Origin of the sequence: Micromonospora sp. NBC_01796, from assembly GCF_035917455.1 — a bacterium.
Taxonomy (GTDB): Bacteria; Actinomycetota; Actinomycetes; order Mycobacteriales; family Micromonosporaceae; genus Micromonospora_G.
Window position 1 is genome coordinate 3,333,173 of the sequence record NZ_CP109078.1, and the last position, 12,621, is coordinate 3,345,793.

The window sequence follows — 12,621 nt, forward strand, 5'->3', positions numbered from 1 at the left end:
TGCTCGAGAGGATTACGGCACGTGGCCAAGCAGATCATTCACAAGCTTGTCGATGACCTTGACGGCGGCGACGCGGACGAGACTGTCAAGTTCTCGCTCGACGGCGTTCAGTACGAGATCGACCTGTCGAAGAAGAACGCCGGGAAATTGCGGGACCTATTTGCGCCGTACGTCGCGTCCGGCTCGAAGGTCGGTCGTGGCGGCGTTGTCGTCGGTGGCCGGGCTGCCCGCGGGCGCGGTGGCGCCACCGCGGACCGGGAGCAGAACAAGGCGATCCGGGCCTGGGCCAAGAAGGAAGGCCGGGACATCTCCGACCGCGGGCGCATCCCGCAGGAGATCGTCGACGAGTACCACGCCAAGGCCGGCCGCTGAGGCTACGGTCTGACCGGCTCCCCGCGCCGGGTCCGGAGCGAATGCGACGCTTCTGGCCCGGCGCTGGACTTTTTCCCCCAACATCCCATATGTGCGATTTGCCGTATCACCAGGAACACGCCCCCCTGCGCCCCCCACCATCACCGACCACCCCACCCACCCCACGTACCGCACCCCACCCACCCCACCCCACCCCACCCCCACCCCACCCCCGCACGAAGCAGCGCGGCGATCTTGCAGTTGTGGCTGTTCACAAATCCCATCAAGGCCACGATTCGGGCGCCACAACTGCAAGATCGTCCACGTCGCGGGTGGGGACGGGGTGGTGGGGGCTTCGGGGTGGGTGGGTGGGTGAGGGGGTGGGGGGTTGCTTGGTCGGCACGGGGGGGCTTGTCCATGCTGTTGGGGTCCGGGTGCTCGCCGTTTGATGGGCGGAGATCTCCCATCCGGCGCCCGGAGGGTCCGGAAAGATCTGCGGCCGTCGGGAACGAACCGGGCGGCGCCGACGTTGTCCACAGGCAGTGGAAGAGTTATCCACAAGCTGTGGATGGACTCGGGACTGCCTGTGGACGTCAGACCGCCCCGCTGGATTTCGCTCTACGCGTAGAGCCGGGGGCCGGGGAACACGCTCTGAGCGCGGGCAGTTGGGAAAAAACGTCGCGGACGTGGCGCATTCCAGCAACACACGACCTCAGAAGAGTCGGTTCGCGGCGATAGAGTGATGGCACGGGTGTCACCTGGACGCCCGGGCGCTGGCCCCGCCAAGATCAATGGCGCACGGCACGTGAGGAGCACGAGGGCATGTTCGAGCGGTTCACCGACCGAGCGCGGCGGGTTGTCGTCCTGGCTCAAGAAGAAGCCCGGATGCTCAACCACAACTACATCGGTACGGAACACATCCTGTTGGGTCTCATCCACGAGGGCGAAGGCGTCGCCGCAAAGGCTCTGGAGAGCCTGGGCATCTCCCTGGAGGGCGTCCGCCAGCAGGTCGAGGAAATCATCGGCCAGGGTCAGCAGGCGCCGAGTGGGCACATCCCGTTCACGCCGCGGGCCAAGAAGGTGCTGGAGCTGTCTCTGCGCGAAGCGCTGCAGCTCGGCCACAACTACATCGGTACGGAGCACATCCTGCTCGGTCTGATCCGTGAGGGTGAGGGCGTCGCCGCCCAGGTGCTGGTCAAGCTCGGCGCCGACCTGAACCGGGTCCGCCAGCAGGTGATCCAGCTCCTCTCCGGCTACCAGGGCAAGGAGCCGGCTGCGGCCGGAGCCGCGCCGGGTGAGGCCGCGCCGTCCACCAGCCTCGTGCTGGACCAGTTCGGCCGGAACCTGACCCAGGCCGCCCGCGAGGGCAAGCTCGACCCGGTCATCGGGCGCGAGAAGGAAATCGAGCGGGTGATGCAGGTGCTCTCCCGCCGTACCAAGAACAACCCCGTCCTGATCGGCGAGCCCGGGGTCGGTAAGACCGCGGTCGTCGAGGGGCTGTCCCAGCGGATCATCAAGGGCGAGGTGCCGGAGACGCTCAAGGACAAGCAGCTCTACACGCTTGACCTGGGTGCCCTGGTGGCCGGCTCGCGCTACCGCGGTGACTTCGAGGAGCGCCTCAAGAAGGTGCTCAAGGAGATCCGCACCCGCGGGGACATCATCCTGTTCATCGACGAGATCCACACTCTGGTCGGCGCTGGCGCCGCCGAGGGCGCGATCGACGCGGCAAGCATCCTCAAGCCGATGCTGGCCCGTGGCGAGCTGCAGACCATCGGTGCCACCACGCTCGACGAATACCGCAAGCACCTGGAGAAGGACGCCGCGCTCGAGCGCCGGTTCCAGCCGATCCAGGTGGGCGAGCCGTCGCTTGCCCACACCATCGAGATCCTCAAGGGTCTGCGTGACCGGTACGAGGCCCACCACCGGGTGAGCATCACCGACGCCGCGTTGGTCGCGGCGGCCACGCTGGCCGACCGGTACATCTCCGACCGCTTCCTGCCGGACAAGGCGATCGACCTGATCGACGAGGCCGGGGCCCGGATGCGTATCCGCCGGATGACCGCGCCGCCAGACCTGCGCGACTTCGACGAGCGGATCGCCCAGGTACGTCGGGACAAGGAATCCGCCATCGACGCGCAGGACTTCGAGCGCGCCGCGCAGCTGCGAGACAAGGAAAAGCAGCTGCTCGGCCAGAAGGCCCAGCGGGAGAAGGAGTGGAAGGCCGGCGACCTCGACGTCGTGTCCGAGGTCGACGACGAGCAGATCGCCGAGGTGTTGGCGAACTGGACCGGTATCCCGGTCTACAAGCTGACCGAGGAGGAGACCTCCCGGCTGCTCCGCATGGAGGACGAGCTGCACAAGCGGGTCGTCGGCCAGGAGGACGCGGTCAAGGCGGTGTCCAAGGCGATCCGGCGGACCCGGGCCGGCCTGAAGGACCCGAAGCGGCCCTCCGGCTCGTTCATCTTCGCCGGCCCGTCGGGTGTGGGTAAGACCGAGCTGTCCAAGGCGCTCGCCGAGTTCCTCTTCGGCAGCGAGGACGCCCTCATCCAGCTGGACATGTCCGAGTTCCACGACCGTTACACGGTGTCCCGGCTCGTCGGTGCGCCCCCCGGATACGTCGGTTACGACGAGGGTGGCCAGCTGACCGAGAAGGTGCGTCGGCGGCCGTTCTCGGTGGTTCTCTTCGACGAGATCGAGAAGGCCCACCCGGACGTGTTCAACACGCTCCTCCAGATCCTGGAGGACGGTCGGCTCACCGATGGTCAGGGCCGGATCGTGGACTTCAAGAACACGGTCATCATCCTGACCACCAACCTGGGTACGCGGGACGTCGCCAAGGCGGTGTCGCTGGGCTTCCAGGCCTCTGAGGATTCCGAGTCGAACTACGAGCGGATGAAGCAGAAGGTCAACGACGAGCTCAAGCAGCACTTCCGGCCGGAGTTCCTCAACCGGATCGACGACACGATCGTGTTCCACCAGCTCAACCAGAACGAGATCCTGCACATCGTCGACATCATGATCCAGCGGATCGAAACTCAGCTCCGCAACAAGGACATGGGGCTCGAGCTCACCGACAACGCCAAGAAGTACCTGGCGAAGAAGGGGTTCGACCCGGTGCTGGGCGCCCGGCCGCTACGCCGGACCATCCAGCGCGACATCGAGGACAACCTGTCCGAGCGGATCCTGTTCAACGAGCTGACCCCCGGTCAGATCGTGGTGGTGGACTGCGAGGGCGACCCGGAGAACATCGACAAGTCCAAGCTGGTCTTCCGCGGCGCGGAGAAGCCGGTGCCGGTGCCCGACGCGGTGCCCGCCGACCTCGGCAACACGGCCCCGGCCGGAGCGGACGAGTAAGCACCCAGCACCACAGCACCACCCACCAGCGCGGCCCCGGCAGGCAAAAGCCTCCGGGGCCGCTCTGCACCCTCCCCACCCCTCCCTCGCCCCACCCCTCGCCCCGTCGATCTAGGGCAAAAGCGTGTGATTAGAGATCAACAAGCAACCTTTTGCCCTAGATCGACGATGAGAGGGGTGGGGGAAGAGGGCTGGGAGGGGGAGTTATGGAGGGGGAGGTGGGGAGGGCGTAGGTGGCGTGCGGGAGGGCGGCCACCAGGCCGTCTTCGACCAGGGTGCTCAGGGCGCGGACGCGCTGGGCGTCGTCGGCCCAGACGGGGTCGAGTTGGGCGATCGGGACGGGGGCGGTCGCGTCCCGCAGGACAGCCAGGAGCAGGCCGCGTACCTGGCGGTCGGTGCCGGCGTAGCCCTGTGGGCGACGGGACGGGCCGGTCGGCGGCAGGGCGCCCGAGGCCAGCCAGGCGCAGCGGTCCGCGAGCGGGCAGTCCACGCACCGGGGCGCGCGGGCGGTGCAGACCAACGCCCCCAGCTCCATGAACGCGGCGCTGGCCCGAGCCGCCCTGGCCGGCTCCACCGGAAGCAGTTCCGCGGTGGCGACCAGGTCGGACGGGCGGGTTGCCGGACCGGCGTCCGGAGCGCCGGCCACCGCCCGAGCCACCAGCCGCCGTACGTTCGTGTCCACCACCGGGTGCCGCTGCCCGTACGCGAACGCGAGCACCGCCCGTGCGGTGTAGTCGCCGACACCGGGCAGGGCGAGCAGGGCGGTCAGATCGGTCGGGACCGCGCCACCGTGCCGCTCCACCAGCGCCACCGCGCAGTCCCGCAGCCGCAGCGCCCGACGGGGGTAGCCGAGCCGCCCCCACATCCTGATCGCCTCGCCGGGTGGATCCGCGGCGAGTTCGGCCGGCCCCGGCCAGCGGGCCAGCCACGCCCGCCAGGCGGGCAGGACGCGTACCACCGGGGTCTGCTGGAGCATGACCTCGCTGACCAGCACCGCCCAGGCGGTCACGCCGGGCTCCCGCCACGGCAGGTCGCGGGCGTTCTCGTCGTACCACCGGATGGCCACGGTGGCGAGCGTTGGTTCGGACATCGCGCCCGATCCTGTCATGGCCGTCGGGGGTGCGACAGCGGGCCGGGACGCGCCCGGGCCGTCGGCCACCGTCCCGCAGCGTGGACGGGCGGGCCGGGCGGGGGCGGGAAGCGGGCGCCGATCGGGCAGAATGCCCGGATGAGTCAGCTCGCGATCACCGTCATCGGTCATGACCGGCCCGGCATCGTGGCCGACGTGGCGGAGCTGCTCGCCCGGCTCGGCGCCAACCTGACCGACTCCACCATGACCCGGTTGCGCGGGCACTTCGCGATGACGCTGATCTGCGTCGGCCCGACCGCCGACGAGGTCGAGGCCGCACTCGTCCCGCTGCGCGCGGACGGTCAACTGCTCGCCACCGTACGGTCAGTGCAGGCGGACGGGGAGCAGCCGCCGACCGGGGAGCCGTACGTGCTCGCGGTCCACGGCGCCGACCGCCTCGGCATCGTCGCCACGGTGACCCGGGTGCTGGCCGAGTACGGCGGCAACGTCACCGACCTCACCACCCGGCTCACCGGGCCGCTCTATCTGATCGTGGCCGAGGTCGACCTGCCGCCCGGCACAGCGGGCCCGCTGGCGGACCGGTTGACCGAGGTGGCCGCCGGCCTGGACGTCGAGGTGACGCTACGGCGAGCCGACTCGGACCTGCTGTGACCGCCGAGGACACCGGCAAGGTGACCGCAGCGGAGACCGGCCCGGTGCCTGCCGGCGGTACGGCCCCGGCCGAGGGAAGTCCGGCGGCGGTCGTACAGGACGTCGGGCTGGCGGGCTGGACACCTGCGACGCTGACTGCGCTCGGTGTGGTGGGACGCGTGCTCCCCGTCGTCTGCGCGCCCGACCCGGTGCTGAGCCGGGCCGGTGCCGACGTCGACCCGACCTCGGACGAGGTGGTGCAGCTCGCCGCCGACCTCATCGCCACCATGCGTGCCTCACCCGGCTGCGTCGGGCTCGCTGCGCCGCAGGTCGGCGTCGGGGCGCGGGTGTTCGCGGTCGACGTGACCGGCCACCCCAAGGCGGTGACCGTGCACGGCACCTTCGTGCTCTGCAACGCGACCGTGGCCGAGGCGAGTCGGTGGCGGCCGGGCCGGGAGGGCTGCATGTCGGTGCCGGACCTGACCGGTGACGTCAAACGGGCCAGCCGGCTCGTGGTGACCGGCGAACTGCCCGGTACGGGCGAGGCGGTCCGGCTGGTGGCGGACGGCTTCGAGGCACGGGCGTTGCAGCACGAAATCGACCACTGTGCCGGTTTACTGTTCCTCGACCGGGTGGCCGGTGCGCACGCGGTGTACCAACGTAAGGTCTACCTGTGATCATGGGCGGATCGGCTTGGCCCACAGGGGATTCCGGGCTCTCGAACCGGCGATTCCGGCCCCGCGAACCCCGGCGCGTCGCCCGAGTCCGCCGAGTGCACCCCGATACGGTGAACGCATCATGCGTTTGACGGTTGGCCCCCTGTCACCCGCCGTCTACTGGCGGCGTCGAGCCGTCGTGCTCGGCGCGGGTTTGCTCTTTCTCATCGTCGTGCTCTGGTCGTGCACCCAGCAGCCGGACAAGCCCGGTCCGAACGCGGGCAACACCACGCCGACGACACCGGCCGAGGTGCAGCCCACCTCGTCGATACTCACGCCGGAGAGCGGTGCGCCCGCTTCGGATCCAGCGGTGGACCCGTCGGCCGGCGTCGACCCGGCAGCGGGGGACCCGCAGCAGCCGGCGGGCGGTGATCCGGCGGGCGGTGACCCGGTGGTCCCGCCGGTCGGGACGATTCCGGACGTGCCACCGCCGGCCGCCGGTTCCTGCACCGACGAGGAGATCTCGGTGGTGCCGGTGCCGCTGGCCAAGTCGATCCGGCAGGGCGGGACGGTCGGCCTGCAGCTAGAGGTCAAGAACACGTCGAACCGCACCTGTAGCCGCGACCTGGGCGCCGACCTCCAGGAGCTGTTCATCAAGCGCGGTGCGGAGCGGGTCTGGTCCTCCGACACCTGCGGGGCGAAGGGCACCAGCGTGGTGTCGCTCGCGCCGAACGTCAAACACACCTTCCAGGCCGACTGGAACGGCAACCGGGACACCAAGTGCAGCGGTGCCCTGGCGGCCGGACCGGACGCGGAGGCCGGCGAGTATCAGATCTTCGCTCGGCTCGGCACCAAGCACAGCGACCCGGTGACGTTCACCATCACGAGCTGAGCACCGGCCTTCAGGAGGTACCGACCCCGGTCGCCACCCACGCTTGGTGGCTGGCCGGGGATCAGACGTACCGCTCCAGGATGGACGCTTCGGCGAGCCGGGACAGGCCTTCGCGTACGCCACGGGCCCGTGCGTCGCCGACCCCGTCGACCGCCTGGAGGTCCTCGACGGTGGCGCCGAGCAACTGCTGGAGGCTGCCGAAGTGACCGACCAGCCGGTCGACCACCGCGCCGGGCAGCCGGGGCACCTTGGCGAGCAGCCGGAAGCCGCGTGGGCTGACCGCCGCGTCCAGCGCGTCGGAGGCACCCGGGTAGCCGATCGCCTTCGCCACCGCGACCAGGTCGATCAGCTCGGTGGCGGTGAGCAGGTCGAGTTCGACCAGGGCCTCGTCGAGCGTACGGGCCTTGCGTCCGGTGGGCAGGTAGTCGCGGATCACCAGGGTCCGGTCGGCGTCGACACCGGCCATCAGCTCGTCCAGTTGCAGGGCGAGCAGGCGGCCGTCGGTGCCTAGTTCCACCACGTAACCGGCGATCTCGTCGGCGATCCGGCGCACCATCTCCAGCCGCTGCACCACGGCGACCGCGTCCCGTACGGTGACCAGGTCCTCGATCTCCAGTGCGGAGAGGGTGCCGGAGACCTCGTCGAGCCGCAGCTTGTAGCGCTCCAGGGTGGCGAGCGCCTGGTTGGCCCGGGACAGGATCGCGGCCGAGTCGTCCAGCACGTGCCGCTGGCCGTTGACGTAGAGGCTGATGATCCGCATGGACTGGCTGACCGAGATGACCGGGTACCCGGTCTGCCGGGCGACCCGTTCCGCGGTGCGGTGCCGGGTGCCGGACTCCTCGGTCGGGATCGACGGGTCGGGCATCAGGTGTACGGCCGCCCGGACGATCCGGGTGCCGTCGCTGGAGAGCACCACCGCACCGTCCATCTTGCACAGTTCACGGACGCGGGTCGCGGAGAACTCGACGTCGAGCGGGAAGCCACCGGTGCAGAGGGTCTCGACGACCTTGTCGTAGCCGAGCACGATCAACGCGCCGGTACGGCCGCGCAGGATGCGCTCCAGTCCGTCGCGCAGGGCGGTGCCCGGCGCCATCAGCGCGAGATTGGCGCGCAGCGGGTCACCGGTGGTTCCGGGTACGTTCACGGTCACCCCCGCGCTGATGGTGCGTGCCAGTGAACCCACGGCGCTGCCGTTGGCCGGGGCACTCGCGCCAGCGCTTCTGCTCGCGTCGCGGTCGGTCGGCACCCGGACAGTCTACGGACCGGCATGCACTCGGTGCTGCCGCGGTTACTGTGATGTGCCACTGCGCCCGTTCCCTTCGCCGCGATCGGGGTCCGCGCCACTGCGGCGCCGACCATCCGGGGTTTCGTCACATTCGGTCGTACCAGGATTTATCAGGGACTTTCCGGTCACTCGGCCGACACCCGCGCGGCCTGCTGCAGGGCCGATCGTACGTCGGTGACCTCCAATACCCGCATGTTCTCCTGGCTCACTCCGGTCGATTCGGGTCCGCAGCCCTGCGGTACCAGGGCGAACCGGAATCCCAACCGGGCCGCTTCGGCCAGCCGCCGGGGCACCGCGCCCACCCGGCGTACCTCGCCGGTGAGGCCGACCTCCCCGATCGCCACCAGGTTCGGGGCGATGGCGAGGTTGAGCCCACCGGACGCGACGGCGAGCGCCACCGCCAGGTCGGCGGCCGGCTCGACCACCCGGATCCCGCCCACGGTGGCGGCGAAGACCTCCCGGTCGTGCAGGGTCAGTCGCTCCGTACGGCGTTGCAGCACGGCGAGCACCATGGCCAGCCGGGCCGAGTCGAGGCCGGAGACCGTACGCCGGGGCGAGCCGGCGACGGTGGCGCCGATCAGGGCCTGCACCTCGGTCAGCAGGGCCCGCCGCCCCTCCATCGCGACCGTCACGCAGGTGCCCGGCACCGGCTCGGTGTAGCGGGTGAGGAACAGCCCGGACGGGTCGGCCAGGCTGCTGATCCCGCCCTCGTGCATCTCGAAGCAGCCGACCTCGTCGGCGGCGCCGAACCGGTTCTTCACCCCGCGCACCATCCGCAGGGAGGAGTGCTTGTCGCCCTCGAAGTGCAGCACCACGTCGACCAGGTGCTCCAGCACCCGTGGGCCGGCGACCTGGCCGTCCTTGGTGACGTGTCCCACCAGTACGACGGCGACGCCGCGTTCCTTGGCGACCGACACCAGGGCGGCGGTGACCGCCCTGACCTGGGTCACCCCGCCCGGCACCCCGTCGCTGGCCTGGGTGGCGATGGTCTGCACCGAGTCGAGCACCAGCAGGCCGGGCTTGACCGCGTCGAGGTGGCCGAGCACCGCCCCGAGGTCGTTCTCGGCGGCCAGGTAGAGCTGTTCGTGCAGGGTGCCCATCCGCTCGGCCCGCAGCCGGACCTGGCTGACCGACTCCTCGCCGCTGACGACCAGGGACGGGCTGCCTGCCACCGTGGCCCACTGCTGCGCCACGTCGAGCAGGAGGGTGGACTTGCCGACACCGGGCTCACCGGCGAGCAGCACCACCGCGCCGGGCACCAGGCCGCCGCCGAGGACCCGGTCCAGCTCGCCGATGCCGGTCGGTCGGGCCTTGGCCGGGGCGGCGCTGATGGTCGCGATCGGTCGGGCCGGCTCGCCCGGCACGCGGGAGCTGACCACCCGGCCGGCGACCGTCGGTCCGGTGACGGTCTCGATCACCGCACCCCACTCGCCGCACTCGGGGCACCGGCCGACCCACTTGGGCGGCTGGTGCCCGCAGGCGTCGCACTGGTAGGCGGGCCGGGGCTCACGGGCCGTGGCTCGGGAGCGCGTGGGGGTCGCGCGGGGAGCGGGGGGCGGGGTCACCCCGCGACGTTAGCCAATCCGTACGACGAAACGGGCCGGTCGTGGTCACTGCCACGCCGGCCCGGTTCGGAGATCTTGTGGTGCACCGGCGTTCGCCGGCCTCGCTGTTCGGTGAGATCAGCCCTCGTGGCCGTCGCCACCGACGATCGGGGTGGCCGGCGGGGCGGCCGTCAGCGGGATCGCGACCGGGGCGGGCGTCTGGATCTGCTGACCGCCGAAGTCGAAGACAAGTTCCACCGACTGTCCCGGCCGCAGCGCCTCGTGGAGCCCGGCGAGCTGCAGGAAGCTGCCGCTGGTGGGGCTCAGCACGACGTACTCGTGTGCCGGGATCTCGATCTTCGCCGGCTGGTTGATCGGCGCCTGGCTGGTCGCGGCGGCGCTCGGCGAGGGGGAACCGCTGGCGGCCCCCGACGGGCTGCCGCTGGGCGAACCGGACGGGCTGCCGCTCGGGGACCCGGACGGGCTTCCGCTGGGCGAGGCCGGCGCCGACGGCGAGGCACTCGACGCGCTGGGCTGCGGGCTCGGGGCGAGCTTGCCGCCGAGGATCACGCCCTGGGCGCTGGTGGTGGTGACCGACACCGTCACCGGTTTCGCCGAGTCGTTGTAGATGGTGACCTCGAGCGGCGCGTCCGAACCGGCCGGGTAGCCCTTGGTGTCCTTGTAGACGACCGCGAGGTTGCGCAGCTTGAAGGCATCGTCCGCCGTCTGGGTGTTCACTCCGGAGACGGTCGGCCGCATGGCCGCGGTCTCGGCGATCTGACCCGTCCCGCACCCGGAGAGCAGCAGAGCGGCAGCGGTCGCCGCACCACCCAGCAGCAGTACGGCCCGCCGGGGTCGCCTGATCGAGCGCGTCACGTCGGTCCTCCTCGTTGCGATCCGCGCCCAGCTGACACCGAGCGCGGTGGCCATACCCGCGCAGACCGGCCTCCAGGGTAGTGGGGTGTCGTCCCGTCCCGTACGCCGACCCGGTTAACCGGTGCGTACGGCACTGACCAGCCAGAACCCGTCTACACCACCCGTCCGCTGGCAACCAGGAGCACCACGTCGATCACGGCCACCAGCATCACCGCCCGGAACACACCGATCGCTCGTTCGCCCCGGCGGCCGGCCGAGCGGCTGGCGTACCAGCCGGCCGGAAGGACCACGGCGGCGGCCGCGATCGCCGCGAGCCCCGCCCACGACGGCGGTCCGGACGGGCCGAAGACGAGCACCGCGGTCGCGCTCAGCAGGAGTACGGCGGCGGCCACCCGAGAGCCGGCCGGGCCGATCCGGTGCGGCAGCCCGCGCACCCCGGTACGGGCGTCGTCGTCAAGATCCGGCAGCACGTTCGCGAAGTGCGCACCGGCGCCGAGCAGCGCTCCCGCCCCGACCAGCCAACCGGGCGGGGCGGGCGACCCCGGCAGGGCGAGTACGACAAACGCCGGCAGGGTGCCGAACGAGACCGCGTACGGCAGCACGGAGACCGGGGTGAACTTGAGCGGCCAGTTGTAGAGCAGGGCGGAGAGCAGCGCCACGCTGATCGCCACCGCCGCGGTCGGGTTGAGCAGCAGTCCCAGCGCCGGGGTGGCGAGCGCGGCGGCGAGCCCGCACAGCAGCACCAGGTTGCGGTCGAGCGTCCCGTTGGCCAGGGGCTTGTCGGTCCGGCCGACGGCGGCGTCCCGGTCCGCGTCGAGCCGGTCGTTGAGCCAGCCGACCGCCAGTTGGGTCGCCAGCACGGTCGCGGCCACCGCCACGATGCCGCCGGGCCGGTGTCCGACCCCCCAGGCGAGCAGCGCCGACACGCCGGTCACGGCGACCGCCGGCTCGGGGTGACTCGCCCGGACCAGCCCCAACACCATTCGCGACATAGAAGAAGTCTGTTCGTTACCGGCGAGTCGTGCCAGGCTCAACGCCATGGCGAGTGAGGATCCCGAGGTGGGCGACGTCGAGACGGCGCGTGCCGGGATCCCGGTCCGGCCGCGTAATGATCCACGACAGTACGACGATCTGGCCGACGAGTGGTGGCGGCCGGATGGTGTCTTCGCGATGCTGCACTGGCTGGCGCAGGCACGGGCACAACTGGTTCCGACGGCGACCCGCGCCGGGGCGGTTCTGGTCGACATGGGCTGCGGTGCAGGTCTGCTCGCCCCGCACGTGGCCGGGCACGGTTACCGGCACGTCGGGGTGGACCTGACTCGTTCGGCGCTCGCCCAGGCGGCCGGGCACGGTGTGGTCCCGGTCAACGGCGACGCCACCGCGCTGCCACTGAGGGACCGGTGTGCCGACGTGGTGGCAGCGGGTGAGCTGCTGGAACACGTACCGGACTGGCGGGCGGCGGTGGCCGAGGCGTGTCGGGTGCTCCGTCCGGGCGGGACGCTGGTGCTGGACACGCTCAACGACACGGCGATCAGCCGGCTGGTGGCGGTGACGGTCGCGGAGCGGGTGCGCGGGGTGCCCCGGGGGATCCACGACCCCCGGTTGTTCGTCAACGCGCGGGCGTTGGTCGCCGAGTGCGCCCGGCACGGCGTGGCGCTGCGACTGCGTGGGATCCGTCCCGCGGTGCCGGGCCTGCTGCGCTGGTTGGCCCACCAGTCGGCCAACGGTGCCGGCGCGGCGGTCGGACGCTCGGCCGAGGCCGGAGGCACGTCGACCGCGCGCTCGGGTGACGACGACGGCGGCGGCGTGATCGGGCGGGTGGGCCGGGGCTGGGGTACGGCCCGGATCGTGCCGACCCGGTCGACCGCGGTCCTCTACCAGGGCCGCGGGGTGAAGAACGGGTAGGGGTTCGGAGCACGGGTGGGCAGGCGGTAGCCGGCGGT

At 71.2% G+C, this 12,621-nt stretch carries 11 protein-coding genes; 6 read left to right on the plus strand and 5 right to left on the minus strand.

Going from position 1 to position 12,621, the window contains the following annotated elements:
- Positions 1 to 21 precede the first annotated feature (21 nt).
- Both OIE47_RS15420 and OIE47_RS15425 read left to right on the plus strand, forming a co-directional pair.
- On the plus strand, positions 22 to 372 hold the full coding sequence (locus OIE47_RS15420; protein ID WP_326562180.1) for a histone-like nucleoid-structuring protein Lsr2: 351 nt from the start codon (positions 22 to 24) through the stop codon (positions 370 to 372).
- Between the two features lie 801 nt (positions 373 to 1,173).
- On the plus strand, positions 1,174 to 3,705 hold the full coding sequence (locus OIE47_RS15425) for an ATP-dependent Clp protease ATP-binding subunit (RefSeq protein WP_326562181.1): 2,532 nt from the start codon (positions 1,174 to 1,176) through the stop codon (positions 3,703 to 3,705).
- Positions 3,706 to 3,862: 157 nt separating this feature from the next.
- On the opposite strand, the gene OIE47_RS15430 is transcribed toward OIE47_RS15425, so the two are convergent.
- Positions 3,863 to 4,795, minus strand: coding sequence for an A/G-specific adenine glycosylase (locus OIE47_RS15430; RefSeq protein WP_326562182.1), 933 nt, complete (start codon positions 4,793 to 4,795; stop codon positions 3,863 to 3,865).
- A 138-nt stretch (positions 4,796 to 4,933) separates the two neighbouring features.
- On the opposite strand from OIE47_RS15430, the gene OIE47_RS15435 reads away from it, so the two are divergent.
- The 3 genes from OIE47_RS15435 (at position 4,934) to OIE47_RS15445 (ending at position 6,973) form a co-directional block, all read left to right on the plus strand.
- The gene (locus OIE47_RS15435; RefSeq protein ID WP_326562183.1) at positions 4,934 to 5,446 is read left to right on the plus strand and encodes a glycine cleavage system protein R; all 513 of its coding nucleotides are present in this window, start codon (positions 4,934 to 4,936) and stop codon (positions 5,444 to 5,446) included.
- Positions 5,447 to 5,553: 107 nt separating this feature from the next.
- A complete protein-coding gene (locus tag OIE47_RS15440; protein ID WP_326563106.1) occupies positions 5,554 to 6,102 on the plus strand; it encodes a peptide deformylase in 549 nt (182 codons plus the stop codon).
- Positions 6,103 to 6,223: 121 nt separating this feature from the next.
- The gene (locus OIE47_RS15445) at positions 6,224 to 6,973 is read left to right on the plus strand and encodes a hypothetical protein (RefSeq protein ID WP_326562184.1); all 750 of its coding nucleotides are present in this window, start codon (positions 6,224 to 6,226) and stop codon (positions 6,971 to 6,973) included.
- A 61-nt stretch (positions 6,974 to 7,034) separates the two neighbouring features.
- On the opposite strand, the gene disA is transcribed toward OIE47_RS15445, so the two are convergent.
- From disA to OIE47_RS15465, 4 genes are all read right to left on the minus strand, one after another.
- Positions 7,035 to 8,219: a DNA integrity scanning diadenylate cyclase DisA gene (gene disA / locus OIE47_RS15450; RefSeq protein ID WP_326562185.1), complete on the minus strand. Its 1,185-nt coding sequence runs from the start codon at positions 8,217 to 8,219 to the stop codon at positions 7,035 to 7,037.
- A 164-nt stretch (positions 8,220 to 8,383) separates the two neighbouring features.
- Positions 8,384 to 9,823, minus strand: a complete 1,440-nt coding sequence (gene radA / locus OIE47_RS15455; RefSeq protein WP_326562186.1) for a DNA repair protein RadA — start codon at positions 9,821 to 9,823, stop codon at positions 8,384 to 8,386.
- 117 nt (positions 9,824 to 9,940) lie between these two features.
- On the minus strand, positions 9,941 to 10,678 hold the full coding sequence (locus OIE47_RS15460) for a hypothetical protein (protein ID WP_326562187.1): 738 nt from the start codon (positions 10,676 to 10,678) through the stop codon (positions 9,941 to 9,943).
- 152 nt (positions 10,679 to 10,830) lie between these two features.
- Entirely contained in the window at positions 10,831 to 11,718 is an 888-nt protein-coding gene (locus tag OIE47_RS15465; RefSeq protein WP_442792098.1) for a UbiA family prenyltransferase, read from the minus strand.
- Here OIE47_RS15465 and OIE47_RS15470 point away from each other — a divergent pair.
- Positions 11,717 to 12,583, plus strand: coding sequence for a methyltransferase domain-containing protein (locus tag OIE47_RS15470; protein ID WP_326562189.1), 867 nt, complete (start codon positions 11,717 to 11,719; stop codon positions 12,581 to 12,583). The two genes, OIE47_RS15465 and OIE47_RS15470, sit on opposite strands and share 2 nt — an antisense overlap.
- Positions 12,584 to 12,621: the final 38 nt, after the last annotated feature.

Excerpts from the sequence above, each read along its gene's own strand:
- OIE47_RS15425 (WP_326562181.1), top strand. The coding sequence starts at position 1,174 with ATGTTCGAGCGGTTCACCGACCGAGCGCGGCGGGTTGTCGTCCTGGCT.
- OIE47_RS15430 (WP_326562182.1), bottom strand. The coding sequence starts at position 4,795 with ATGTCCGAACCAACGCTCGCCACCGTGGCCATCCGGTGGTACGACGAG.
- OIE47_RS15435 (WP_326562183.1), top strand. The coding sequence starts at position 4,934 with ATGAGTCAGCTCGCGATCACCGTCATCGGTCATGACCGGCCCGGCATC.
- OIE47_RS15445 (WP_326562184.1), top strand. The coding sequence starts at position 6,224 with ATGCGTTTGACGGTTGGCCCCCTGTCACCCGCCGTCTACTGGCGGCGT.
- OIE47_RS15470 (WP_326562189.1), top strand. The coding sequence starts at position 11,717 with ATGGCGAGTGAGGATCCCGAGGTGGGCGACGTCGAGACGGCGCGTGCC.
- OIE47_RS15465 (WP_442792098.1), bottom strand. The coding sequence starts at position 11,718 with ATGGCGTTGAGCCTGGCACGACTCGCCGGTAACGAACAGACTTCTTCT.